Genomic DNA, 23,980 nt, shown 5'->3' with positions numbered 1-23,980 from the left:
GCCGTCCCCGTCGACGGCGTCACACCGAGTGTTCCATGTCGGCGGAGGACGCTGGGGGAGTGGCTCAGGTCACGGGGGCGCGAAGTGGTACACGCCACGCGACAGGAGTAAGGATCGGGATGGATTCCCGACTCTTTCACTAGTGAGGTGGTCACCGTCATGGCCGAAGACCGCGTCATCGCCGACATGTGGTTCGACCCGCGCTGCCCGTGGGCCTGGATCACCTCCCGCTGGCTGCTGGAGGTGGAGCAGGTCCGGCCAGTCCGGGTGCGTTTCCACGTCATGAGCCTGTCGATCCTGAACGAGGGGCGGGACGATCTGCCCGAGCAATACAAGGAGGGTCTGGCAAAGGGTTGGGCGCCGGTCCGGGTGGCGATCGCCGCCGAGCAGAAGTTCGGCAATGAGGTACTTCGCCCGCTTTACACCGCCCTCGGAACCCGGATCCATCACGACAAGCAGGAACTGGGCGACGAGCTCTACCGCGCCGCGCTCGTCGAGGCGGGCCTGCCCGCGGATCTCGCCGAGTTCGCGGAGTCGACCGAGTACGACGCGCAGCTGCGCGAGAGCCACTTCGCCGGCATGAACCCGGTCGGCATGGAGGTCGGCACCCCGGTCATCCACGTGCCCGGGCCGGACGGCAACCTCATCGCATTCTTCGGCCCCGTCGTCACCCCGCGGCCCAAGGGTGAGGCCGCCGGACGCCTCTGGGACGGCACCCTGCTCGTCGCCGGCACGCCCGGTTTCTACGAGATCAAGCGCACGCGCGACGTGGGGCCGACGTTCGACTGACCGCATAGGAGTAGCCTGCCTACTCGTGCGGCGGTTCTTGACTCCCCGGTGGGTGCTCGGCCACGCCCTGGCACTCGCCGGGGTGGCGGTGTGCCTGCTCGCCGGGCTCTGGCAATACCATCGGGCCACCGCCGGCAACATGCTCAGCTGGGCGTACACCGTGCAATGGCCTTTGTTCGCGCTCTTCGTGGTCTTCCTGTGGGCGCGCGCCATCCGAGACGCCCGCGGCACGGGCGCGCCCCGGCCGGGCCCGCCGCCGATGCGGCCGCCCGTGCGCCGGGTGCCCGCACCCGTCGTGGGCGAGGACGAAGATCCGGAACTGGCGCAGTACAACCGGATGCTCGCCTGGCTCGCCGCGAACCCCGACCGACGCCCGAAGGACTTCCCAGGATGAACGTGAACCCCGCGCTGACCCGCTACCGAGTGATCGCCTGGATCGTCGGCGTGCTGCTCATCGTGCTCACGATCGGCACGGTGCTGAAGTACACCACCGACGACGACACGATCGTGGCTGTCGTCGGCCCGGCGCACGGCTTCCTGTACATGGTGTACCTGGTGCTCGCCGCCGACCTGGCCCGCCGGGCGCGCTGGAAGCTGCCGTTCACGATCCTGGTGCTGCTGGCCGGGACCGTGCCCTTCCTGTCCTTTGTCGCCGAGCGCGTCGTGACCCGCCGCGTGCGGACAGCGTTTCCGCTAGTCGTTTCCCGGGCACCCTAACCGTGCAGTCGTTGCGCGCGAAGGGAGTCCGAAGGTGGGGATGGAAGTCCGGCTCTCGCTCTCCCTACCGCGTGACCGGTCGACGGTGCCGCTGACGAGGCGGGTGCTCGACGCCGCCCTGGCGGTCTTCTCGGTCACCAAGGAATGCCGCGACGACATCGGGCTGGCCGTCGGTGAGGCCTGCGCCAACGCGGTGCAGCACGCGGACTCCGGCGCCGACTACGAGGTGACGGTCACGATCCATGAGGATCGCTGCGTCATCGACGTGGTCGACGACGGCACCGGCATGGAGAGCGCGGACCTGCCCGACGCGCCGCCGGACGCCGAGACGGGCCGCGGCCTGAAGATCATCCATGCGCTCGCCGACATGGTGGAGCTGCGCCGCCGCCAGCCGCGCGGAATGGTCCTCAGAATCGTCAAGCTCCTCACCCGGTCCTCACCCGCGTACTCGTAGGGCTCACCCACACGTACCAAATTCGTGCCGCGTCTGCGACAGAAGCCGCGCGGCGGGCCCGGCGTGTCGTCTCCTGGAAATGCGCACAGCCGGTGCGACGCCGGCGTGAACGGATGGCGTTCGCAAAGTAGCGACGTCATCTTCCGGGAAAGGCCGAGACCATGTCAGAGACCCGCTGGACCGTCCAGGAACGGACCTGGAAGGACGAGCTGCCGCAGCTGCCCGACGACCTGAGCGCGTTGCTCGCGCCGCCCGTCGTCGTGAGCGCCTCCGGCCTGCTGCGCCGCACTGCGGGACGCGCCGTCCCCCGCGCCACGGCCAAGGTCGGCTGAGCTATAGCGTTCCCGTTATGACGGTTGCGCACCCGATCGCCCAAGCCTGGCTCTCCACCGGAGGGACCGGAGCGCAGAACTACGACGAGTTCGCCGACGACGCGGAGATCACCGCGATCATCGCCGACAACCCCGCGAGCGCCCTGGCCGTCGAGATGCCGCACCGGGCGCCCGAGAGCGTCGGACGGCCATTCCTCGACTGCCTGCCCGACGCCGTCGCCCGGCTGCAGTCGGCCAAGGACGCCGGCCGTTACGCGCCCGCCGCCGATGTCGTGGTGCTGTACCGGATCACCGCGCCCGACGGCGCCCGCGCCTACGGCCTGTGGTGCATGGTCGACACCGATCAGATCTCCACCAGCGCCGATGAGCCCGGCACGGTGATCCGCAACGAGGACGTCTTCATCGAGAAGGTCCGCGAGCGGGTCGCGCTCGCCGAGGCCACCCGCCACCTGCTCTCGCCGGTGCTGCTGCTGCAGACCGCCCACGGCGACGCCCTGCACGCCGCTCTCGCGCAGGCCGTCGCCGACGCCGGCAGCCCGGCCGTCACCGACGTCGACCCGTCCGGCCGGGCCCACGAGATCTGGGCCGTCGGCGCCGGCACCACCCGCGACCGGCTGCTCGCCCTGGCCGGCGGCGGCGAGCTCGTCGTCGCCGACGGCAACCACCGCAGCCTCGCCGCGCAGACCGCCGGCTACCCGCGCTTCCTCGCCGTCATCACCACTCCCGAGTCGGTGGCGATCCAGCCGTACAACCGGCTCGTCTCCGAGCTGCCCGAGGGCCTCGAGGGCCTCGACCGCGAGGAGCTGGCCGGCCCGGTGGGCGTGCCGTCGATCGGCGGGCGCGTGCACCTGTACACCCGAAACGGCGCCTGGTCGGTCGCGCTGCCGCGGATCGAGCAGGGAAGTGTCGTGGACAACCTCGACCACGCCCTCGTCGAGCGGCGGCTGTTCGCCGAGGCCCTCGACCTGGAGCCGGGCGACAAGCGGATCACGTACGTCGGCGGCGACTACCCGGCCGAGTGGCTGCGCGGCGAGGTCGACGCCGGCCGCGCCGAGCTGGCCGTGCTCATCGCCCCGGTGACCGTCGACGACTTCGTCGCGGTCAACCTGGCCCGCCAGAAGATGCCCCGCAAGAGCACGTGGTTCACCCCGAAGGCGCGGGCCGGGCTGGTCGTGGCGCAGCTCGATTCGTTCTAGTCACCCGATCGTGATACACACTAGGCCGCTGAACTTCCGGGCCTGGGGTGTGCACATGCAGATGCAGATTTTCCTGGCGGCGATGATCGCCGCCTGCGGGATCGGCGCGTTCGCCGCGGCCGCGCTCGTCTGGGACCGCCGCCGCATCTGGCGGCTCCAGACGGGCGCGACCGCCGGCTGGGTGTTCGGTCTCGTGCTGCTGGGTGGCGGCTTGCTGGCGGGTTCGTGCCTGGGCCTGATCCGGCTCTGACAGACTGCCGGGTATGCGCGTCTACCTTGGTTCGGACCATGCCGGCTATGAGCTGAAGGTGCACCTGGTCAGCGCCCTCGGGCTGCAGGGCTACGAGGTCGTCGATGTCGGCCCGGCGAAGTACGACCCGGACGACGACTACCCGGCGTTCTGCCTCCACACCGGCGCCCGGGTCGTCGCCGACCCGGAGAGCCTCGGCGTGGTCATCGGCGGCTCCGGCAACGGCGAGCAGATCGCCGCCAACAAGGTCCCCGGCGTCCGGGCCGCCCTGGCCTGGAACGTGGAGACCGCCCAGCTGGGCCGGGAGCACAACAACGCCAACATCGTCGCCATCGGCGCGCGCCAGCACACGCTGGACGAGGCCACCACCCTGGTGACGGCCTTCCTGACGACGAAGTTCTCGGGCAACGAGCGCCACGCCCGGCGCATCGCCCAGGTGCTCGAGTACGAGAGCAGCCACGTCCTGCCCGCGCTGCCCTAAGGATTTTCAGATCAGCGCTACCGCGATGTCCGCCGTGGGCGCGGTCCGTGACTCCCGGGCCTGCGGCGTCCGCGCGTAGTCACGGCGCCGGCCGGCGCGTGGGTCTCGGTCAGGCGACCGAGACCCACTTCGCCTCCGAGGGCACGCCGTCCTTGTTGAGCAGGAACAGCATGTAGGGCCCCGGCGGCATCAGCGCCGGCGACGTCGGCAGCGTGACCGTCACCGAGTCGACGGTCGTCTTGTAGTCCAGGATCAGCGAGCGCTGCTCGGTGTTGAGCATGTGCGTGGCGGCGCTCGGGCGGATCAGCCGGACCGCGGCGATGTCGTCGGGATTGCCGGTCTTGTAGGTCGCCGACTGGCCGGCGGTGAGCGCCGTCGGGCCGTCGCCGATCGCCGGGCGGGCGCCGCCGCGGAACAGGTACGGCGGGGAGTAGATCTCCAGCCGCTGCTCGAACGTGCCCGTGATGCTGTTCTTCTTGTCGCGGAACAGCGGGTCGGAGCCCACCGTGAGCACCCGGCCGTCGGGCAGCAGCACCGCGGCGCTGTGGTAGTTGCGCCCGACGTGCGGGTCGGCCGCGTACGTCAGCGTGTTGGTGTCCGGGTGGTAGATCCGCGCCGTGTGGTTGTCCGTCGCGCCCCGGCCGCGGTAGTCCGACGCCCCGTTGCTGATGAGCACCGTGTCGTCTGGCAGCTGCGTCAGGCTCGCGTACCGCGTCGGCTGGGGCAGGCTCGGCCCCGGCTCGAAGTGCGGGTTCTCCGCGCCGAGCTTGATGACGTCGATCCGGCTGGTCGCCTTCGACGACTCGCCGACGCCACCGCCGCCGACCACCATGATCTTCTGGTTCTGCACCGGGCCGGCCCACGCCGACGCGCTCGTCTCCAGCTGGTCGGCGTCGCGCAGGCCGGGCACGGTCTGGAAGTCGTTGTTGCTCAGGTCCCACAGGCCCGGGTCGCGGCCCTTGGTCGCCGGGCCGTAGCCGCTGTTGGAGCCGGAGAAGAACAGCACGTTGTCCTTGCCGGTCTGGAACAGGGCCGGGTACGTCGGGAAGTAGTGGTTGAGGTCGCTGCGGGTCGTCCAGGTCTTCGTCTTCGGGTCGTAGATCTCGTTCTTGGTCCCGTCCACGACCTGGCCCCCGCCGTCGAGGCCGGACACCGCGAGCACCGAGCCGTCGGAGAGGCCGGTCAGCGTCGGATACCACCGCTTCTCGTGCATGTCCTGGACGCGCTCGTACTGCTCGGTCACCGGGTTGAACTCGTAGGCCTCCTTGCGGCCCTGGTAGTCCTGCTTGTCCATGGTGATCTTGTCGGCGAGCGCGTAGTAGTTGTGGTGGTCGACGCCCGTGAGGCCCTCGAACTCGTACTGCGCCTTGTGGTCGACCGCGTATTCGGCACCCTCGCCGGCCGCGTCCACCCACACCTTCGCCTCGCCGGCGGTGATGACGACCTTGGGCTGGTCGCCGGGGTGGTGCGGCGGATAGGTGACCTTCGTCGCGGCCGGGACGGTGACGTCGTCGCCGAGGATGTACTTGTGCCCGTCCACGCTGTCCAGCACGCTGCCCTTCGGGAACGTGCGCGGCCCCTCGGGCGACTCGTTCTTGACCGTGATCGTGCCGCCGGCCTTCTTGACGTCCTGCTCGAGCACCTCGTAGCGCAGCGTGCCGCCGGCCACCAGCAGCTTGCCGTCCGGCAGGAACGCGTGCCCGGCGCAGAACAGGTCGGTCGGCGTCGGCACCAGCGTCGTGTGCCCGGTGACCGGGTCGAAGACCAGCGTCTTGAACGTGCCGGCCTGGAACTGCTCGCGGTCGTTGCCCGAGCCGGCGATCAGCAGGATCCGGCCCGACGGCAGCAGGGCGGCATGGATCGCGTTGACCCGCTGCCCCTTGGGCAGCTCGACGACCTGCCAGAAGCCGTTGGCCGCCTTGTACTCCGGGCTGTTGATCTTCCGGTCGTGCAGCCAGTCGACGGTGGCCGAGTACAGCGGGGGCACATTCGCCCCACCGAGGATCGCGGCGGCGGCGACGGGCAGGACGATCTTCCGGCGAATCCAGTGCGGCACGAACAACGGGGGCCTCTTCCGTACTGCGACAGCAGGCGTTAGCCACCGTAGAGGGACGGCGGAGCCGCCACAAATCCATCGGACGGCCCCCTCACGCACCGCTGTGCGACGGCCACCGAGCGTTCAGCCCGGTCGCGCCCGCTCCTCGCCGGGCACGAGCCGCGCCGATTGGCGTAATGGCCACCGGCGATCACCTGTCCGGCGAGCGGCGCCTGCGTCTGGTCGGATCGGCTCCTCGCGCGGCGCTGGGCCCTTCTGGACGGCGCGACGGTCGCCGGCGTCGACTGGTCGGGTCGGCTCTTTGCGCGGCGCCGGGCCGTGCTGGACGGCGCGACGGTCGTCGGCGTCGGACTGGTCGGGTCGGCTCTTTGCGCGGCGCTGGGACGTGCTGGATGGCGCGGTGGTCGCCGGCGTCAGCTGGTCGGCGAGCGGCGGCCGGGCCGGGTCAGCTCCTCGCGCGGCACCCAGCCGCGCCGGATGATCTGCAGGTCGCGTTCGGCCGCGGCGATGTCGTCGTCACTGGGCCGGGCGGCGTCGCGGGCCCGCATCGCCGCCGAGACGCTCACCTGGGAAGCCCCGCCGCCCACGAGTCCCCGCAGCCCGCGCTCGGACACCACCTCTTCGTGGTGGTGATGGTGGTGGGCTTCATGGTGGTGCTGCGGGTGGTCGTCGTGGTGATGCTCGTCCTCGTGCGGCTCGGCGACGGCCGGCTCGGGGTCGTGCACGGCCGCGGTCATCGCGAACGTGCCCGACAGCTCGGCGAGGTGATGCGGCGACGGCGGCCGCGGCACCGGCTTCGGCGACGCCGCTTCGTCGGCTTGTCCCGAAGGCGCCCCAACGGGCAAATCCGAAATTTCGGTTTTGCCCGGACCGTCGCCGCTGGGCTGAGTCGATGATCCCTCGGGTCGCGCCGCGGGCTCGGAGGCGGGCCGGGCCGGGCCCCCGGAGCCGGGCGGGAGGGCGCCCGGCGGGACCGCGGCGCCGGAAGCGTTTGAAGCCGCGGCCTCGGAAGCGCGTGGGCCCGCTCCCTCGGAGCCGCGCGGCGCTGCTCCCTCGGAAGCGCGCGGCGCTGCACCCTCGGAGCCGCGCGGCGCTGCACCCTCGGAAGCGCGCGGGTCCGCGCCCTCGGAGCAGCGCGACGCTGCACCCTCGGAAGCGCGTGCGGCCGCGCCCTCGGAAGCGTGCCGTCCGGCGTCGTCAGGGGCGGGTGCGGCCGCGCCCTCGGAGCCGGGCGGCGGTGCGTCCTCGGAAGCGGTGGGCGGTGCGCCCTCGGAAGCGGGCGGGGCCGCGTCGTCGGGGGACTCGGGGCTCAGCGCTTCCTCCGGTGCGGGCACAGGCGAGGTCACCGGCTGATGTTGCCGCATGCGGCGCCGCCGGCGCTGGATCCCACCCATGCGCCGACAGTACCGCCTCGGCCGCCGCCCGCCGACGGATCAGAAGATTTCGATCGAGTTGGGCGTGACCGGCCAGCCGAACGCGGTGCTCGTGGCGGCCACGGCGCTCGGGCGGTGCTCCTTGATGCGGCCCGCGAGGTGCAGGGCGCCGAGCCGGGTGCCGCCCAGGTACGCCGCGGCGAGGTCGGCGATGTCCAGCGTGAGGTCCGCCTCGCCGTCGGCCGGGGTGCAGGTGACCAGCGCGCCGCCCGCGCCCACGCGCAGCCGCCAGCGGCCGGCGTTGGCCTCCAGCAGGGCGTCGGTGACCTCGAGGACGACGTCGACGGGCGCGGCGTACTTGCGGGCGGTGAGCGCCCGCGGCAGGTCGATGATGCGCACCCACAGGCCGTCGCCGACCTTCCCGCCGAGCTGGCGCGGCTCGTCGACCATGTGGAAGAGCGGCTCGTCGACGCTGGAGCAGCCCTGCACCATCGTGCGGGCGAGGTCGATGCGCAGCAGGAACCGGTAGAGCTCGGCGTAGGCGGCCGTGGTCGTCGCGGCCACCTCGATGACGTTGACCTCCTGCTTGGGGCCATTGTCGTCCCAGCCGGGCTTGATCCGGAAGCGGGCGTAGCCCTCGACGACGCCTTCCGGGTTTTCGAACAGCACCGCGCGGGCCGCCGTGCCGCCCTCGCGCCGGTGCTCCGGATCCGACGTCAGGTGCCGCCACCAGGTATCGCTGCGGCTCGACCAGCCGGGGCGGGTCGGGAGCACCCGGGAGTACACCTCGGAAAGCTCCTTGATGACGTCGGAGGGCACGGCGGAGCGCAGCCGGCCCGGCGCCGGCGGCATGCGCACCGAGAGGTCGCGGCGGTCGGCCCGGATGGTCATGTTCTGGGCGGCCAGGCCGTAGCCGAAGCGCTGGTAGATGCGGCCCTCGGAGGCCCACAGGGCGGCGACGGCCTCGGGCGAGTCGTGCAGCTGCTGGGTGATCATGCGGCGCAGCAGGCCCTTGCGGGTGTGCACCGGCGAGACGACCACGCCCGTGACGTGCGCCACGGGGATGACGGCGCCGGGCACGGCCATGTCGCGGGTGAACGCCCCGACCACGCCCACGACCTCGCCGTCGTGCTCCACGAGATGGTTGCGCGGCGGCTCGAGGACGGTGCGAACGGTGTCGTCGGGGTTGGGGGAGCCGGTGATCCCGAACGCCTCGCGACGGACCCGGACGAGCCCGTCGCGGTCCTGCTCGGTGGCGGTGCGCAGCACGTAGTCGCTCATCACGTTGTGTCTACCTCGTGACCTCCACTGAGCGCGACCGATTTGCGCGCTCGTTACTCTCGAACCGTAGGGGGGCCGGCAACATGTTGCTAGGGGGAGTCACATCATGACGCAGGGTGCGCTGCTGGACCTGGTCTGTGGTCCGGCCAGCCCTTTGCCCGAGACGTTCCAGCGGTACCGCCTGGTGGCGCACATCGGCTCGGGGGGCCAGGCCGACGTCTATCGGGCGGTGCGCATCTGCGGCGGGGTGACCTCCGCGCCGATGACGGTCAAGGTCTTCCGCGTCGACCCGCAGCGCCCGATCGCCGACGAGCTGCGCTCGTGGGACAAGGGCGACGCCGCGCTCATGGACCTCAACAACCGCGGCGTCCCCGGCATCTGCCGGCGCGCCGACGGCTTCTACGGGCCGCCGCCGCACCGCCCGGGTGAGCGCCCGGCGCCGGGCGACGCCGTGCCCTACCAGGTGTACGACTACCTGCACGGGGTCAACCTGCGCGAGTACGTCGTGCAGCGCGCGGCGGCCGCACCCGGTGCCCGCCGCCTCAACGCCGTCTCGGCACTGAAGACCCTGGCCTCGGTACTGCAGCACCTGCACGAGCCGCAGCAGAGCGGCGCCACGCCGGTGCTGCACATGGACGTGAAGCCGTCCAACCTCATGGTGCTCGCCACCGGCGAGGTGCGCCTGATCGACTTCACCGGCGCCCGGTACTTCCGCGAGGAGGAGATCACCCAGATCGCCTACACGCCGGAGTCGGGCGGGCCGGAGGCGTTCGGCGGCGTGAAGTACGTCGGCCCGGCGTACGACGTGCACGGCTTCGGCGCGGTGGCGTACTTCATGGTCACCGGCGCCTACCCGCGCGTCGACGGCCGCAGCGACCAGGGCGGCCCGCCCGACGCCTCGCCGCCCGCGTGGAGCGTCCTGCGCCGCCACCCGCTGCTGGAGCGCCTCCCGGCCCTGCGCGACCACCTGCACGCGCCGCTGGCGGACCGCCCCGCCGACCGCCCGCTGACCCGCGAGCTGCCGTCCTGGCTGGGCGGGCTGGCCGAGCTGGTGCGCCGCTCCGGCCTGCCCGACGTCGGCTGCGACTGGCAGGAGGGCGAGGCGACCGACAACGGGCGCGTCGTCGGGCGCGCGCGGCCGTCGGTCAGCGGCACCGAGACCGACGCCTACCAGCGCATCGAGCGCCTGGAGCGGGAACTCGTCGCGCTGCGCTCGGCGTCCGCGCCGGTCAACTCGGCCACCGCGTTCCACCAGACGGTCCCGCCGGCTCGCCCGGTGTCCTCCCCGCCGGCCCGCCCGGTGTCCTCCCCGCCCGTCTCGGCCCCGCCGGTGTCCGGCGCCCCGGTCTCGCACGGCGGGGTGGCGGTCAACGCCGACGGCGTGCCGCAGATGCGCGGCCGGGCCAAGGTCATCCCGCGGCCGGCCCCGGACCCGACCGGCATGATGCCCGTGGAGCCGGACGAGGACCGCCGGCCGCGCTACGTCCCGGCCCCCGGTGAGCGCGCCCGGCAGCTGAAGATCGGGTGGCGGTACACCGGCGTCGGCGCCATGATCGCGTTCATCTGCTGGGGCCTGTGGGCGCTCGACAGCCAGGGCAGCCTCACCGGCCCGTTCATCGCGTTCCTGGTCGTGCTCGTCGTCGCCGTCGGCGTGTTCGCGCTGGCCCGGCTGCTCGGCCGGCTCATCCTCGAGCAGCGCCTGGGCCGCCCGCGGCGCGGCGCCACCGGCGCGCACGCCCTCACCGGCCTGTTCCTGACCGCGGCCGGCGTCGCCTACCTGCGCGAGGTCGGCTGGGTCGTGACGTTCACCCATTGGGTGAAGGACCTCATCTGGTGAGGTGGTGGCGCCGCCGCCGGCCGTTCGCCGGCAAGCTCGAGGGGCTCGTGAACTTCCGCGACCTCGGCGGCCTGCCCGCGCACGGCGGCACCGTGCGCCCGGGCGTGCTCTTCCGCAGCGATTCCCTGGCGTACGCCACCCCGGCCGACGCCCACCGCCTGGTCCGCGACCTGGGCCTGTCCACCGTGATCGACCTGCGCGGGGAGTACGAGGTCTTGCAGCTGGGCCGCGGCCCCCTGTCGTCGGCCCGGGTCGGCTACTACTCCGCCCCGATCGCCGACGTCAGCGGCGCCGAGGACCTCGTCGGGCACTACGTGGCGATGCTGGCCGAGAAGGGACCGGTGCTGGCCGGCACCGTGCGCCACCTGGCCTGCGCCGGCAGCCTGCCGGCGGTGTTCCACTGCGAGGCCGGCTGCGACCGCACCGGGGTGCTGGCCGCGATCGTCCTGGGCCTGCTCGGCGTGCCCGAGGAGGCGATCGCGGCCGACTACGCCGCGACGGCCGCCGCCATGCCGACGATCCACGAGCGGGTGGCCGTCGTGGTCGACCGGCTGGGGCTGCCGCCGCGGCCGGCGTCGCTGCCGGCATGGGAGCCGGAGCCGGCGTTCATGACGAGCACGCTCGACCAGGTCCGGGTGCGCTGGGGCGACATGCAGGGGTGGGCCCGCGAGAACGGGCTCACCGACGACGACCTCGCCGCCCTGCGGGCCAACCTGGTGGTGGCCGCCTGACGCCGGTCTACACCGGCGCCGGCACCTGGGCCGCGGCCGGCGCCGGGCGGGCGTTGAGCAGGGCCGTGTAGTCGCGCTGGGCGGCGTCCAGCAGCAGCGTCCAGGCGTCCTGGCCGATCGGCGTGCGCACCGGGCGCCCGTCGGCGGCGATCAGCCGCAGCACTTCGGCCGCGAACAGCTCGGGCGGGCTCGCCATGGGCAGCGTCTTCAGCGCCCGCACGCCGGCCCGCACGGGCTCGACGACGCCGGAGTACGCCGCGACGTGCTCCGCCGACTCGGTCAGCGACGCGCCCCACTCGGTGGCGCACGCGCCCGGCTCGACGGCCATCACGTGCACGCCGCTGCCCGCCAGCTCCAGCGCGAGGGTGTCCACCATGCCCTCGAGGGCGTATTTGGCGGCCGCGTACGCGCCCAGGCCGGGCATGGGCGTGCGGCCCGCGGTCGAGGACACCATCACGATGTCGCCGAAGCCCTGCGCCCGCATGAGCGGCAGGACCATCCGGGTCAGCCGCCACGGTGCGACGAGGTTCACCGCGAGCTGCATCTCGAGCTCGGCGTCGGTGACCTCCTCGACGGCGCCGAAGTGGCCCACGCCGGCGTTGTTCACCAGCACGTCCACGCCGCCGTAGCGGGCGAGCGCGGCGTGTATCGCGTTGTGGCAGTCGTCGGGGTCGCGTACGTCGAGTACGCAGGTGGCGAGCGTGCGGGGATAGCGGTCCCGGAGGTCTTCGAGAGTCTCGGGGCGCCGCGCTGTGGCGAGCACCTGCTGCCCGGACGCCGCCACCGCCTCGGCGAGCGCGCGCCCCAGGCCGGTGGAGCAACCCGTGATCAACCAGCGACGAGTCATGTTCCGCATAGTGACTCTCAGTATCCGCCGACCGACAGTCTGAGAAACGTGAATGACAATCATTCAGGACGCATTTCCGCCGTTCGTGTCGACCCGGGAACCGGCCGTACAGTTGGCGGGTGCGCTCGTTGGCGGAGCTGATCTCCGACGACCGGTCCGCGTGGGCCGAGATCGAGGCCGCGGTCACCGGTTCCCCGTATGCCGTCGAGGTCCTGGCGGCCGATCCCGATCGGGCGGCGACCTGCCTGCACCGGCTGCAGGTGAGCACGACGTCCTGGTTGGGCGCCCTGGTGTACGGCAGCGGCGGTTTGGTGGTGGACGGCGGCTGGCTGCGGGTCTTCGGCTCCGGCCACCCGCGGCGGCGGCTCGCCGACATCCACCAGGCGAACGAGGCGTTCGCGCCCGCCGGGCTGCTCGTCGCCCAGGACATCCTGGGCGGAGAGTTCGTGTGGCGCCAGGGGGAAATCCATTCGGGGCAGGATGGCCGGCCCACGATTCACTACTTCGCGCCGGACACCCTGCGCTGGGAAGATCTGACCCTCGGCTACACCGACTGGCTGTACGCCATGCTCGGCGGCGCCCTCGACCAGTTCTACCTGAGCTGGCGGTGGCCCGGCTGGCGCGACGAGGTGGCCGCCTGCCCGCTCGACAACGGCATCAACGTGCTGCCGCCGCTGTTCACCCGGGAGGGCAAGGACATCGAGAGCTGCAGCCGCCGCGCCATCCCGATGTGGGAGATCGTCGGCGTGAAACACGACATGGCCGACCAGCTGGGCGCATGACGCTCGCCTACACCGACACCGGGCGCGGCCCGGTCATGGTCCTGCTGCACGGCGGCGGCAGCGGGCGGGCCACCTGGGACGCGTTCGGCCGGGCGGTCGGGGCCGTTCCTGGCTACCGCGTCGTGGCCCCCGATCTGCGCGGGCACGGCGACAGCCCGAGATTTCCGCGGTACACCCTGAGCGACCACGCCGACGACGTGGCGGAACTGCTCGACGAGCTCGGCCCCGACCCCGTCGTGCTCATCGGCCACTCCCTGGGCGGCTACGCGGCGTCCGTGGTCGCGCAGCGGCACCCGGCCCGGGTGAGGCGGCTCGTGCTCGAGGACCCGCCGGCGCCGCCGCGCGCCGGGCCGCCCGGCGGCTTCTCCCGCACCCGCCTGGCCCTGTCCGGCCTCGCGGGCGGCCTGTCCCGGCGCCGGTTCGACCGTCACGCGCTGACCTCGGCCATCGCGCAGCTGCGCGAGCCCGACCCCGGCTGGTGGGAGGCCCTCGCCGCGATCGAGGCGCCGACGCTCGTGCTTTCCGGCGGCCCGAGGAGCCACATCCCGCCGTCGCGCCTCCAGGCGGTCGTGACGGCCATCCCCGACGCCCGGCTGGTCACCATCCCGGTCGGGCACCGCATCCACAGCATGGCGCTGCCGCAGTTCACCGCCGCGGTGCTCGGCTTCCTCGACGGCGAGTAAATTCGGACGGCCGGGCACGGACGGGACGTTTCCGCAGGTCAATTCCTTGATCGCGGGTGTCTTCGCACGTATGTTCGACTAGTGTTGGCGGGCATGGAGATCAACACCTGTACCGCCACGAAGACCACTACGACCGCTACCGGCGACGTCGAGGTCCGCTGCGCGAAACCGACCGGCCACGCGAGCGCGGGCGACCCTCAGCACGAGGCGAAGCTGGGCGTCTTCCCCGTCCGCTGGCGCTCAGCGGGCGACGAACGTGAATAGCCGGCGATCGGCGGTGAGGGGGCGGGGCGGCGCCGCCAGTTCGTGCACGCCGACGCCGAGCGTCTTCCCCGTCCCCTGGCGCTCAGCCGGTGACGAACGTGAATAGCCGGCGATCGGCGGTGAGGGGGCGGGGCGGCGCCGCCAGTTCGTGGACGCCGACGCCGACGGAGAAGGGCTCGGGGGCGTCGAAGGCGACCTCGCGGAAGCCCGCCTCGGCGAACCAGCCGCGGATCCGCGGCGTCACGTCCGGGGCGCCGCGGTGGCGGGTCCAGATAACCCGCGCGCCCGGCTCCGCGAACTCCGGCAGCGCGTGCACGGTCGCGCGGATGTCCTCGTCGGTGACGTTGCCGAAGACGCCGCACATGAGGATCACGCCGGCCGGCACCGCCCCGGCGTAGGCGGCGGTCGCGCCGGCGTCGGCCTCGAGCACCTCGAGGCCGGACAGGCCGGCCGCGGCGATGCGGTCCCGGGCGTCGGCGGCGTTGACCGGGTCGAGCTCGACCAGCCGGCCGGTCACGTCGCCGCGGCGCGGGTGCTCGCGCAGCGCCCGCACCACGTCGCGGCCCTGGCCGGCGCAGGCGCTGACGAGGCGGACCGGCCCGGCCGGGCGGGCGTCGACGGCTCTCGCAACGTGCGCGGCGACCAGGTCGAGCCGCACCGACAGCGACGAGCCGGGGACGTCGTACTTGTCGTGCCAGCGAACCCAGGCGTCGGTCATGGATCGAATCTAGTGGTCGCGGTACTCGATCCGCGGTGGGCGGCGCGGGGCCGGCACGTCGTTGACCTTCGGCATGATGATCGTCGCGCCGACGTCCTCGAGCTGGCCGCCGGCCCGGGCCGCCAGCCGCTCCTTGAGCAGCGCGTTGGGGATCTCCATGGTGATGTCGCCGGCGTGCTCCGGGGTCCCGGCCTGGCGCACCAGCTCCGGGCGGCGCTTGCCCTCGCCCTCGCGCTCCAGCGCCGCCGCGCGGGACTGGTCGCGCACGAGGCGGGCGTCCAGCCGCCACAGGACCAGCGGCAGCAGGCACACCAGGAGCGCCACGCACGGCCACAGCAGCGACGCCGGGGCCGCGTAGTCGCGCACGAACGACACCACGATCGCCGCGACCAGCAGCACGACCCAGCCGAGGTGGTTGCGGAACGTGCGCAGCCCGTCGCGCGTGCTGCTCGAGCCCTTCGGCGTCACCACGAACCGGGCCGGGCGCCGGAACACGGTGCTGAGCAGCTGGACGGCGTAGATGGGCGCCGCGATGATCGACATCAGCATGCCCTTGATGCCGCGGGAGTCGGGCGGCTCGTAGGGGCTCACGTTGTACTGCCGGTTGCTGATGTAGAGCCAGAGCGAGAAGGCGGTGGCGTCGGTGTACAGCGCGAACCACAGCTGCGGCGAGATCGTCATGCCGCTGACGCCCAGGCCGAGGAACAGGATGGCGTTGACGATGCCCAGCAGCCAGCCGATCGCCATCGACGGGTAGAAGGTCGTGATCAGCGTGTAGTGCAGCAGCCCGCCCGGCGACAGCCGCCAGAACCGCCGCCAGTACATGCGCGTGAGGATCTCAAACGTGCCGCGCGACCAGCGCCGCTGCTGGCTGAAGTAGTCGTTCCAGCTGGACGGGCCCTCGCCGGCCGACAGGACGTCCGGGGTGTACACCGACTTCCACCGCCGGCCCGTCTCCGGGTTGCGGGTGGTGTGCAGCATCAGCCCGGTCGCCATGTCCTCGGTGATCGAGTCGCTGAGACCGCCGATGCTGCGCAGCGCCGAGATCCGGATCGCGTTGTTGGTCCCGACCAGCATCGAGGTGCCGTAGCGGTTGGCCGCGCGCTGGATGACGCTGTGGAACGGGAACTGCTGCGACTCCGCGGCGCGGGTCACGAACGCCTCGCCGTTCTTGTAGCACTGGGGCCCGATCGCGTACGCCACGTCGGGGTCCCGGAAGTAGCCGACGATCCGCTCGGCGAAGTTGGCCAGCGGCACGTGGTCCGGGTCCACGGCGAGCAGCACGTCGTAGTCGTCGCCGTGCGCGTCGACCCACGCGTTGTAGTTGCCGTGCTTGGTCCGCGCCCGGAACGGCCCCTTCGGCCGGTTGTACCGCCGGATCCCGTTGCGCGTGAAGTGCCGGATGCCCAGCTCCTCGCACACGGCCTTGACCTCGTCGTCGTCGCCCTCGTCGAGCAGCCAGATGTCGAACACCCCGCGGTGGCGGATGCGCTTGGCCGCCCGCAGCGTGTCCCGCACGACGGCGATCGGCTCCTTGCTCGGCACGATCGTCGTCAGGAACGCCAGCCGCAGGCTCGAGTCGGGCGTCACCGGCACCGGGTCGCGCGCCGTCATCGAGGCCAGCGACAGCGACAGCACGTTGACCAGCCGCAGCAGCTCGACGATCGCGATGCTGCAGATGACGAACACGTTCGCGATCCCGGCCGCCTTGGCGACCGGCCCCGGGTTGGTCTGCGCGAAGTGCGCCGGCTGCAGCAGCCAGACGCAGAAGATGACCTCGAAGCAGATGTTGAAGACCGCGATCAGGACCGACCCGACGACGCGCGGGCGCCCGTTGACCTTGCGTTGCGCCCGGTAACGGACCCGATACGGCTTCCCGGCGGGTGGTGGAGTCAGGGGTCCCGCGAGCCGGCTGTAGCTCTCCAGCCGAGCCCAGGAACGCCCGAACACCGGGATCTCGAATGGCTCCGTCACGGGATCCTTCCGCTGCGTCACTCTGCGTGTTCAGGCTCCCCCGCCCTGACCGTCAGAGAGCATAGGCCAAAGCCAGGTTGCCGACATCCGCGGTGATGCTGGTAACCCGGCCCGGGTGATGCGCCGGGGTACCCTCCCGTGGTGGCGAACGCGGTGGCGGGTGGCGGGACGCGGGCGACGGTGATGCTCGCGCTGGCGCTGGGCGGCCTCGGTCTGGTGGCCGGCTGCGGCAAGAAGGACGCCCCCGCCCCGTCGGCCGCGGCCAGCTACCGCAACTGCTCGCCCGCCACGTCGGCCGCGCAGGCCGTCGCGCCCGGCAACCCCCTCGCCGGCCGCCCGCTGTTCGTCGACCCCAACGCGCCCGCGGTCCAGCAGGTCGAGCGCTGGACCGGCCAGCAGCGCACGGCCGACGCCACCACCCTGCGCAAGATCTCCGACCGCCCGGCGGCCCTGTGGGTCAGCGACGGCCAGGCCACGGTGACCGCCCGCGTGGACGCGGTGCTGACCTGCGCCGCGACGCAGGCCCAGCTGCCGGTCCTGGTGGCGTACAACATCCCGAACCGCGACTGCGGCAAGTACTCCTCCGGTGGCGCCGCGTCGCCGGACGAGTACAAGGCCTGGATTCGCGCCTTCGCCGCCGGCGTGAAGGGCCGGCCGGTCGCGGTCGTCCTGGAGCCGGACGCGATCGCCCACGCCGTGGAGGGCTGCGAGACCGACTCCCGCTACGCCCTGCTCTCCGACGCCGTCGCGGTGCTGAAGGCGACGGGTTCGGCCGCGGTGTACGTCGACGCCGGCAACCCGCGCTGGATCACCGACGTCCGCAGGGTCGCGACGGCCCTGCAGCGCTCGGGAATCGACCGCGCGGACGGCTTCGCCCTCAACGTCGCGAACTTCATCACGACGCAGGAGAACATCGCGTACGGCAAACAGGTCTCCGACGCCGTCCCCGGCAAGCCGCACTTCGTGATCGACACCAGCCGCAACGGCGCCGGCCCGGTCGACGACCCGGCCGACGAGATCAACGGCGGCCCGCGCTGGTGCAACCCGCCCGGCCGCCTGCTCGGCAAGCCCCCCACCACGACGGGCACCGGCGACTCTCGCGTCGACGCCCTGCTGTGGATCAAGCGACCGGGCGAGTCGGACGGTTCGTGCCGCGCCGGCGAGCCGCCCGCCGGCCAGTGGTGGCCGGAGTACGCCCTCGACCTGGCCCAGCGTTCCCCCTGACGGGCGCCGGTCAGGCGGCCGTACCGAGCTGGCGGTGTAGTTCGTCGAGCGCCTTTGTGGCCGTTCGCAACTCTCGTCGGGCTGCCTCGACGTCGATAACCGCCGACGCGGCCAGCGCGGCGTTGCGTATGTACGTGGAAAGCGGCTGACCGGCCGCGGCGGCCGCGGCGGCGATGGCGTCGAGCTCGCCGCGTCCGAAGCGCACCGACACCACCGAGCGGATCTCCGAGGCGGGCTCGCTCGGGACCTCTTCGCCGGCGGCCTCGCCGCGGTGCGTGTACAGGTCCTCGGCCGCGGCCTCCATCTCGGCCGGGCTCAGCCCCGTGACCTCGTCGACTTCCTTGGGCTCGCTCATGACTGCTTCCATGCGGTGATCGGGTACGCCGTATTCGTCTCCGCGGTGTAGATGAACGCCACGGTCAGCTTGCGGCCGGCATCCGTCACGCCGATCGCCACGTGCGTCGCCACGCGCCCGCGCAGGTTGGTGCGGATAACCGGACGACCGTGAGTGACAGCCGGGTCACCGTATCGCCTTTCGTGAACACGTGCTGCCCCGCGGGCATCGACGGAGGGTGTTGCAGTCGGTAGGCTTTTCCATGCGGTTCGCAGCCGTCCTGAGAGGGTTGCCGCAGCCGTGTCGCCGAAGTACGCCGAGATCGTTGTTGCGCTCCAGAAGCGGATCGATCGCGAGTTCTATGCCGTCGGGGATCTCCTGCCGAGTGAAGCCGAGCTGACCCAGGAGTTCGGCACCTCCCGTTCCACCGTCGTCCGGGCCCTGCGGTACCTGCGGCAGCAGGGATGGCTGCGGGGCGTCCAAGGCAAGGGGCGCATCATTCTCGGGCGCCCGGCCGCCAGCCTCGTCGGCCTGCCCGTGCGGGCCAGGTACCTCCTGCAGGCCGACCAGCATGCCTCGCTCGTCGGGGTGCGCCGGCTGTCCGCGTCGCCGCGCATCGCCGGCGCCCTGCACCTGCCGACCGGGACCACGCTCGTCGCCGGCCGGTACCTGCTCACGTCCGACGAGGCGAAGCCGATCGGGATGAGCACCGTCTTCGTGCCGGCTCTCTTGACGGACACCGTGTCCGTTTCGTGCGAGGGCGGGCTGGTGCCGTACATCGAGCGGCGCAACGGCATCACCGCGCACCGCGTCATCGAGCGGGTCGGCGCCCGGACCGCGACCGAGGCGGAGACGGCGACGCTCGCGCTGCGCGGCCATCCAAGCGTCGCGGTGTGCCTGATCACGGTGCTCGACGCGGCCAGCTCACCGTTCCTGGTCGTGGACGCCGTACTCACCCGCGACAGCCCGGAGACGCTGGCGATCTACGACCTGTGACAGCCGGCGACCATGCCGTGTGGGGGCGGAGTCAGGTCGGCCGCCGATGGCGGTCGGCATGACGAACAACAGCATCTCGTCGGTCGACGCAACGTGGCACGGCAGGCGCTCGCCCCGTCCACGCCATGATGGGACTATGCCCGACTCGAGTGGTCCGGCCGGACCCGATCCGTCGCACTACCCCGATGTCGCCGCGGCCGGTGACCTCCGTGCGGCCCTGCAGCACGAGTTCGACGTCGCGGGCGTGGCGCTGCGCGCGCTGCACGTGTCCTCGCCGGGCCGGCTTCGGATCGGTGCCGAGGTGCGCGCCGCGGACCGGCGCGCGGACGTCCTCCTGGCGCCGAACCGGCGGATCTTCCTCGTGTCGTTCTGGATGCGGGACGTGCGCATGGCCCTGGGCAAGGCCGGCGAACTGGACGACGCCGCCGCAGCGGTCGCGACCTTCCTGTCGGGCGCGGGTGTCCGGCAACTCCGCGCGGCCTGGCCGTTCGTCCGCTACGGCGGGTTCGCCGAGGCGTTCGAACGCGGCGAAGCCGAGGAGTTCGAGCTGCGCCGCGAATCGGAGGATGCGATCGCCTACCGGTGGCGGCAGTACCTCGACCTGACCCCGGCCTCCCACACGTTCGAACTGCACGACTTCTTCGTGGCGGCCGCCGTCGAGCCGCGGCTGCGCGCGCTGTTCCCGTTCACCAGCCACTGCCATCTCGGCTTCCGCCGATCGGCCTCCGATCCGGCAAGCCGAGCCCTGGCGTGGGTCCGCCCGTTCGGCGCCGGCCAGTACCTGATCGCGGGGCCGGACCTCCGCCAGCTGTACCCGGCGGATGTCCGCAGGACAATGTGGGAGGGCGAGTCGATCCCCGAGGCGCTGGGGCCGGCCGGGGTGCAGGACAGCGTCGCGCTGGTGCTCACCGTGCTGGACCGAGAGCACCACACGTAGGCCGCCACCAGCGCCAAGGGCCGGATGGCCGAGGCGCTACCACGCCGCGGTTGGGGCCCGGCGTCCTGATCCGGTGTGTTTGGGCGTTTCGTCCGTCCTGCTACGTAAACGCCGATGGGGTGAGGAGTCTTGCGCCGGGTGTGAGTTCCTGGGCGTTTCGAGCCAACCGTGAACAAGCGGCAGGCGCGAGGCTCTGCACGTACACCCGCGGCCAGTTGAAGGCAGAGAACTCATCCGTCGCCGGGCACGCCGCCGCTGCTTTTGAGGGGGTTTGGGTGGAGCTTGCTCCCCCAACGGAGCGGTAGCGACTAGAAAGTACAGAGCGGGCGAGGAGAATCGAACTCCCACCGTCAGTTTGGAAGATCGCCCCGGCCCGGACGTTCTGACCAGATTTGCCCGGTGGGGTGACGGTTCTCCGCGCCCGCTTGTGCCCGTTCGTGACCCCTGGCGGACGGTGTTACTGGCACAGATCTGGCACGTTCGATCTTGGGTCCAGGAGCCTCCTGAGCGAGCCGCCGCGCCGGCCGATGCCGGCGCTTGCGCCGCCCCAGCAGGCCGAGCGCGAGCGGCGTCCGATCCAGGGCCGTCATTCCCGCCCCCAGAATGGCCGTAGCGGGCCAAGCGTCGCTCCCGTATGCCGTCCCACCCTCTGGGGAGCGGGCCGGCGTCGGGCGGGCCAGGCTCGCCGCTAGGCGACCGCGAAGCGGCTCGGCCTGGCGCGCTCGGCGTCGGGCTGCTGGGCTCGCCCTGGACGACGGTGGGAGCGAAGCGACCTCCCCGGAGCCAGAGGCCCCGTCGGAGACCCGCCGGAGGCAGACCGCAACTACCCGCGGACGGCGAGGCCGCGGGAGCATACGGTCCGGACCACCGCGAGAGTTGCGGCAGCTCAAATCTCAAGCCCTCAACCGCACAGGCTTCGCACAGCCTGAGCCAGCGCGCGACGCGCGCAGCGCGTCGCCTTGATTCACTACGGGCAAATTCGGCAGAGCAGGGCGATAGGCCCTGGGTGGTCAACGTTTGGCGGTCAAGCATGCCGTCGGCCTAGCCTCGGTCTTTCGCCACCAGTCGATCATGGTGGTTGAGGGCGTTTGTTGATCGTTGTGCGGGCCGGTCGGGGGGATGGGCGTGCTGGTGGCCCGGCGCGTAGGCCGGGTTCCTCCGTGCGGTGTGGGCGGGTTGTGGTGCCGGTGTCAGCCGATCGGGCGGGGTAGCGCGGTGAGACGGGTGAACGCGGTGGCCAGATCTGTTGCCCAGGGCCAGGTTTCGGCGATCCGGAGTCGGGTCTGCCGGGCGGTGCGGGTGAGCCGGGCGGCGGTGTGCAGGAGCCGGTAGCGCAGTTTCTTGGGTTCCGCGGTGGCGAGTTCGCCGTCCAGGAGGAGGTGCTGGGTCCAGGCGAGCAGGTCGATGCCGGTGAGGGCGAGTTCGAGCCAGACCTGGTTGATCGCGAAGACGCGGGACGGGAACCGGCCGAAGCCGGTGTCCTTGCCGGTGCGGATCCGGTCCTCGACGCGGGCGTGGGCGCGGTGGCGGGCTTCGAGGAACTGGATGCTGCCGTCGCCGGCGGGGGTGTCGGTGGCCATGACCTGGTGGCGGAGGCCTTCGATGGTGTCGAACAGCGACAGTTGGGCGCCGGGGTGCGGCCGTTCCCGGCGCACGATGAACCGGGTCCCGGCCGGGTAGCCATCGGCGGGGACCAGGCCGGTGAGCTCGCAGATCTCGGCGCCTTCACGCAGGTCGCCGTCGGTGTCGATCGCGGGGACCCAGCCGGTTGCCTGGCGGATCGCGGCCCGGATCGGTTCGGTGATCGCCACGCCAACGGAGAACCGGGTGTCGATCCCGTGCTCGCGCAGGGCGCGGATGTGGGTCAGGAACCCCTGGGTGCAGCCGGCTGAGTCCGACCGGATCAGGATCGGGGTGCCGTGCCGGTGCGCGTCCGGGATCTGCTGCAGGGCCCGGTCCACAACGATGATGTGATCGGCGGTGGTGTTCGACCCGGCCCGGCCTTCCCGTAACAGGCCCGACAGCGCCTCCCGGGTCCCGTCCAGGAAGCAGAGCAAGGGATGGAACCCGAACGTCTTCTTCCACGTCCGGGTCGCGGATTCCTTCTCCGAGTGGCAGATCACGATCGTGGCGTCCACGTCGAGGATCAGACCGCGCACCGGCTGTCCCGCAGCCGTGGAGGCCGGTAGCCCCGTGCGGGTCTCGGATGCCTGCGCCCAGGCCAGTTCCCGCGCCCGGGCCCGGGCGTCGCGCAGCCGGGCCAACGCCGCCTCGTCCACATCGGACAGCACCCGCCACGCGGTCGGATCCGACGCCACGGCCCCGAACAGCGCGGGCTCGTTGCGCAGCACCGCAAGATCGGCGATCGTCGCGCCGCCGTCGGCAAGGAGCACCGCGAGGTCGACCGCGACCCGACCCGGGTCATGCCCGGACTCCCGCACCCGCAACGAGGCAAGCGCATCACTGAACCCGGCGGCCAACCCGGTCGCGTCGGCCAGGTCGGCCAGCAACCGGGCCCCGGCATGCCCGACAACACCCCGACCGTCGGCACTGACCACGATCTTCGGACGTAACCCGGTAACCTTCACCCTGACAGTGCCCCCTGCAGCGGGATTGGATAGACCCTAGACAAGTCCTATCTTCCCAGATCAGAGGGCACTTTCGCGTTCCCCCTCACCATCTCGCGGCACCCCTTAATGAAGGCGCGAGGCTAGCGGGACGAATGAGGTGCAGTATTTCGCGGCGCCTCCTACCAGTGTCCGATCGTTGACTGCGCAGGCGGGGTCATACAGTACGGAGATCTGAACTCTTCGTGTTCATGGCCTTCCAATGAGTACACATGTTCGACATACTGATCGAGACGACCAGGAGGGATGGTATGGCTGACCGCAGCAGCATCGAATGGACCGAGGCGACGTGGAACCCTACAACTGGGTGTGACCGAATATCGGCCGGATGTGACAACTGCTATGCCCTAACCCTCGCGAAACGGCTTAAGGCGATGGGGTCGCCTAAGTACCAGACCGACGGCGACGAAAGGACTTCTGGTCCTGGCTTCGGTGTCGCGTTACATCCCGACGCGCTGTCCATTCCGCAACGTTGGAGAGAGCCGAGGGTTGTGTTCGTGAACTCAATGAGCGATCTCTTTCATGCGCGTGTTCCTGTTTCCTTTGTCAAGCAGGTCTTCGATGTCATGGCGGCAACGCCGCAGCACACTTATCAGATATTGACCAAACGTGCCAAGCGTCTCGCGGCGATCGGATCGAAGGTTGCGTGGCCGTCGAATGTCTGGATAGGAGTAAGCGTCGAAGACGAAGGTCAGCTTGCGCGAGTCCGACACCTGACTCTGGTGCCGGCTGCGGTCCGGTTTATTTCCGCCGAGCCTCTCCTCGGTCCACTTCGGGATATCAACCTTGAAGGCATAGATTGGGTTATCGCGGGCGGAGAGTCAGGCCCAAGGGCTCGGCCAGTCGATCCAGAGTGGATCCGCCAGCTCCGAGATGACTCTGTTGCACAACGAGTTCCGTTCTTTTTCAAACAATGGGGCGGTGCGACGCCTAAGGCTGGGGGCCGGACGCTTGACGGGCGGCTATGGGATGAGATGCCGGAATCGCCTAGACGTTCAGACCGTTTGTTGGTCGCTTCTATGTAGAAATTCCGGTTTGCCCGAATTATTGACCGTAATCGTTCTTGCACTCACTGTCACGAGTGGACTAAAGTCGTT

At 71.4% G+C, this 23,980-nt stretch carries 25 protein-coding genes; 17 read left to right on the top strand and 8 right to left on the bottom strand.

What is annotated here, in order from left to right; genetic code table 11:
* Positions 1-159: 159 nt before the first annotated feature.
* From ACQEVU_RS44825 to ACQEVU_RS44790, 8 genes are all read left to right on the top strand, one after another.
* Positions 160-789, top strand: coding sequence for a mycothiol-dependent nitroreductase Rv2466c family protein (locus tag ACQEVU_RS44825; RefSeq protein ID WP_433335534.1), 630 nt, complete (start codon positions 160-162; stop codon positions 787-789).
* Between the two features lie 25 nt (positions 790-814).
* Complete coding sequence (locus ACQEVU_RS44820) at positions 815-1,183, top strand: hypothetical protein (protein WP_433335532.1); 369 nt, start codon at positions 815-817, stop codon at positions 1,181-1,183.
* 2 nt (positions 1,184-1,185) lie between these two features.
* Positions 1,186-1,506 (top strand): DUF3817 domain-containing protein, encoded by a 321-nt coding sequence (locus ACQEVU_RS44815; RefSeq protein WP_433339683.1) that lies wholly within the window; start codon positions 1,186-1,188, stop codon positions 1,504-1,506.
* Positions 1,507-1,546: 40 nt separating this feature from the next.
* The gene (locus ACQEVU_RS44810; protein WP_433339682.1) at positions 1,547-1,960 is read left to right on the top strand and encodes an ATP-binding protein; all 414 of its coding nucleotides are present in this window, start codon (positions 1,547-1,549) and stop codon (positions 1,958-1,960) included.
* Between the two features lie 161 nt (positions 1,961-2,121).
* Positions 2,122-2,292, top strand: a complete 171-nt coding sequence (locus ACQEVU_RS44805) for a hypothetical protein (RefSeq protein ID WP_433335530.1) — start codon at positions 2,122-2,124, stop codon at positions 2,290-2,292.
* Between the two features lie 17 nt (positions 2,293-2,309).
* Positions 2,310-3,488: a DUF1015 family protein gene (locus tag ACQEVU_RS44800; protein ID WP_433335528.1), complete on the top strand. Its 1,179-nt coding sequence runs from the start codon at positions 2,310-2,312 to the stop codon at positions 3,486-3,488.
* Positions 3,489-3,543: 55 nt separating this feature from the next.
* Positions 3,544-3,738 (top strand): hypothetical protein, encoded by a 195-nt coding sequence (locus tag ACQEVU_RS44795; protein ID WP_433335526.1) that lies wholly within the window; start codon positions 3,544-3,546, stop codon positions 3,736-3,738.
* Positions 3,739-3,751: 13 nt separating this feature from the next.
* The gene (locus tag ACQEVU_RS44790; protein WP_433335524.1) at positions 3,752-4,219 is read left to right on the top strand and encodes a ribose-5-phosphate isomerase; all 468 of its coding nucleotides are present in this window, start codon (positions 3,752-3,754) and stop codon (positions 4,217-4,219) included.
* Positions 4,220-4,328: 109 nt separating this feature from the next.
* Here the strand turns inward: ACQEVU_RS44790 and ACQEVU_RS44785 are convergent, their stop codons facing one another.
* From ACQEVU_RS44785 to ACQEVU_RS44775, 3 genes are all read right to left on the bottom strand, one after another.
* Positions 4,329-6,275 carry a galactose oxidase-like domain-containing protein gene (locus ACQEVU_RS44785; protein ID WP_433339681.1) on the bottom strand — a complete coding sequence of 649 codons (1,947 nt, stop codon included), beginning with the start codon at positions 6,273-6,275 and terminating at the stop codon, positions 4,329-4,331.
* Between the two features lie 413 nt (positions 6,276-6,688).
* Positions 6,689-7,066, bottom strand: coding sequence for a hypothetical protein (locus ACQEVU_RS44780; protein ID WP_433335522.1), 378 nt, complete (start codon positions 7,064-7,066; stop codon positions 6,689-6,691).
* 642 nt (positions 7,067-7,708) lie between these two features.
* Positions 7,709-8,929 carry a GNAT family N-acetyltransferase gene (locus ACQEVU_RS44775; protein WP_433335520.1) on the bottom strand — a complete coding sequence of 407 codons (1,221 nt, stop codon included), beginning with the start codon at positions 8,927-8,929 and terminating at the stop codon, positions 7,709-7,711.
* A 106-nt stretch (positions 8,930-9,035) separates the two neighbouring features.
* Here ACQEVU_RS44775 and ACQEVU_RS44770 point away from each other — a divergent pair, with 106 nt between their 5' ends.
* Positions 9,036-10,766: a protein kinase domain-containing protein gene (locus ACQEVU_RS44770; protein ID WP_433335517.1), complete on the top strand. Its 1,731-nt coding sequence runs from the start codon at positions 9,036-9,038 to the stop codon at positions 10,764-10,766.
* The gene (locus ACQEVU_RS44765) at positions 10,763-11,497 is read left to right on the top strand and encodes a tyrosine-protein phosphatase (protein WP_433335515.1); all 735 of its coding nucleotides are present in this window, start codon (positions 10,763-10,765) and stop codon (positions 11,495-11,497) included. Before ACQEVU_RS44770 ends, ACQEVU_RS44765 begins: the two co-directional genes overlap by 4 nt.
* 7 nt (positions 11,498-11,504) lie before the next feature.
* Here the strand turns inward: ACQEVU_RS44765 and ACQEVU_RS44760 are convergent, their stop codons facing one another.
* A complete protein-coding gene (locus ACQEVU_RS44760; protein WP_433335513.1) occupies positions 11,505-12,344 on the bottom strand; it encodes an SDR family oxidoreductase in 840 nt (279 codons plus the stop codon).
* Positions 12,345-12,463: 119 nt separating this feature from the next.
* Between ACQEVU_RS44760 and ACQEVU_RS44755 the strand changes: the two genes are divergently transcribed.
* The 3 genes from ACQEVU_RS44755 (at position 12,464) to ACQEVU_RS44745 (ending at position 14,073) form a co-directional block, all read left to right on the top strand.
* Positions 12,464-13,126 carry a DUF2625 family protein gene (locus ACQEVU_RS44755; protein WP_433335511.1) on the top strand — a complete coding sequence of 221 codons (663 nt, stop codon included), beginning with the start codon at positions 12,464-12,466 and terminating at the stop codon, positions 13,124-13,126.
* Entirely contained in the window at positions 13,123-13,809 is a 687-nt protein-coding gene (locus ACQEVU_RS44750) for an alpha/beta fold hydrolase (protein WP_433335509.1), read from the top strand. The genes ACQEVU_RS44755 and ACQEVU_RS44750 overlap by 4 nt, the downstream gene beginning before the upstream one ends.
* A 93-nt stretch (positions 13,810-13,902) precedes the next feature.
* Positions 13,903-14,073 (top strand): hypothetical protein, encoded by a 171-nt coding sequence (locus ACQEVU_RS44745; RefSeq protein WP_433335507.1) that lies wholly within the window; start codon positions 13,903-13,905, stop codon positions 14,071-14,073.
* Positions 14,074-14,155: 82 nt separating this feature from the next.
* Here ACQEVU_RS44745 and ACQEVU_RS44740 read toward each other — a convergent pair whose 3' ends face one another.
* Entirely contained in the window at positions 14,156-14,791 is a 636-nt protein-coding gene (locus tag ACQEVU_RS44740; protein WP_433335505.1) for a class I SAM-dependent methyltransferase family protein, read from the bottom strand.
* Positions 14,792-14,800: 9 nt separating this feature from the next.
* Complete coding sequence (locus ACQEVU_RS44735) at positions 14,801-16,765, bottom strand: glycosyltransferase family 2 protein (RefSeq protein WP_433335503.1); 1,965 nt, start codon at positions 16,763-16,765, stop codon at positions 14,801-14,803.
* Between the two features lie 141 nt (positions 16,766-16,906).
* On the opposite strand from ACQEVU_RS44735, the gene ACQEVU_RS44730 reads away from it, so the two are divergent.
* A complete protein-coding gene (locus ACQEVU_RS44730; RefSeq protein ID WP_433335501.1) occupies positions 16,907-17,989 on the top strand; it encodes a glycoside hydrolase family 6 protein in 1,083 nt (360 codons plus the stop codon).
* A gap of 10 nt (positions 17,990-17,999) precedes the next feature.
* Here ACQEVU_RS44730 and ACQEVU_RS44725 read toward each other — a convergent pair whose 3' ends face one another.
* Entirely contained in the window at positions 18,000-18,344 is a 345-nt protein-coding gene (locus tag ACQEVU_RS44725) for a plasmid mobilization protein (RefSeq protein ID WP_433335499.1), read from the bottom strand.
* Between the two features lie 279 nt (positions 18,345-18,623).
* On the opposite strand from ACQEVU_RS44725, the gene ACQEVU_RS44720 reads away from it, so the two are divergent.
* On the top strand, positions 18,624-19,319 hold the full coding sequence (locus ACQEVU_RS44720) for a GntR family transcriptional regulator (RefSeq protein ID WP_433335497.1): 696 nt from the start codon (positions 18,624-18,626) through the stop codon (positions 19,317-19,319).
* A gap of 136 nt (positions 19,320-19,455) precedes the next feature.
* Positions 19,456-20,256, top strand: a complete 801-nt coding sequence (locus ACQEVU_RS44715) for a DUF6193 family natural product biosynthesis protein (RefSeq protein ID WP_433335495.1) — start codon at positions 19,456-19,458, stop codon at positions 20,254-20,256.
* A gap of 1,190 nt (positions 20,257-21,446) precedes the next feature.
* Here ACQEVU_RS44715 and ACQEVU_RS44710 read toward each other — a convergent pair.
* A complete protein-coding gene (locus ACQEVU_RS44710; protein ID WP_433332151.1) occupies positions 21,447-22,844 on the bottom strand; it encodes an IS1380 family transposase in 1,398 nt (465 codons plus the stop codon).
* Between the two features lie 251 nt (positions 22,845-23,095).
* Between ACQEVU_RS44710 and ACQEVU_RS44705 the strand changes: the two genes are divergently transcribed.
* A complete protein-coding gene (locus ACQEVU_RS44705; protein WP_433335493.1) occupies positions 23,096-23,908 on the top strand; it encodes a DUF5131 family protein in 813 nt (270 codons plus the stop codon).
* The last annotated feature ends 72 nt before the right edge of the window (positions 23,909-23,980 follow it).

Origin of the sequence: Dactylosporangium sp. CA-139066 (assembly GCF_050936175.1) — a bacterium.
Classification (GTDB): Bacteria; Actinomycetota; Actinomycetes; order Mycobacteriales; family Micromonosporaceae; genus Dactylosporangium.
The sequence above is the reverse complement of the archived record's forward strand: the minus strand, read 5'-3'. Positions and strand labels throughout refer to the sequence as shown.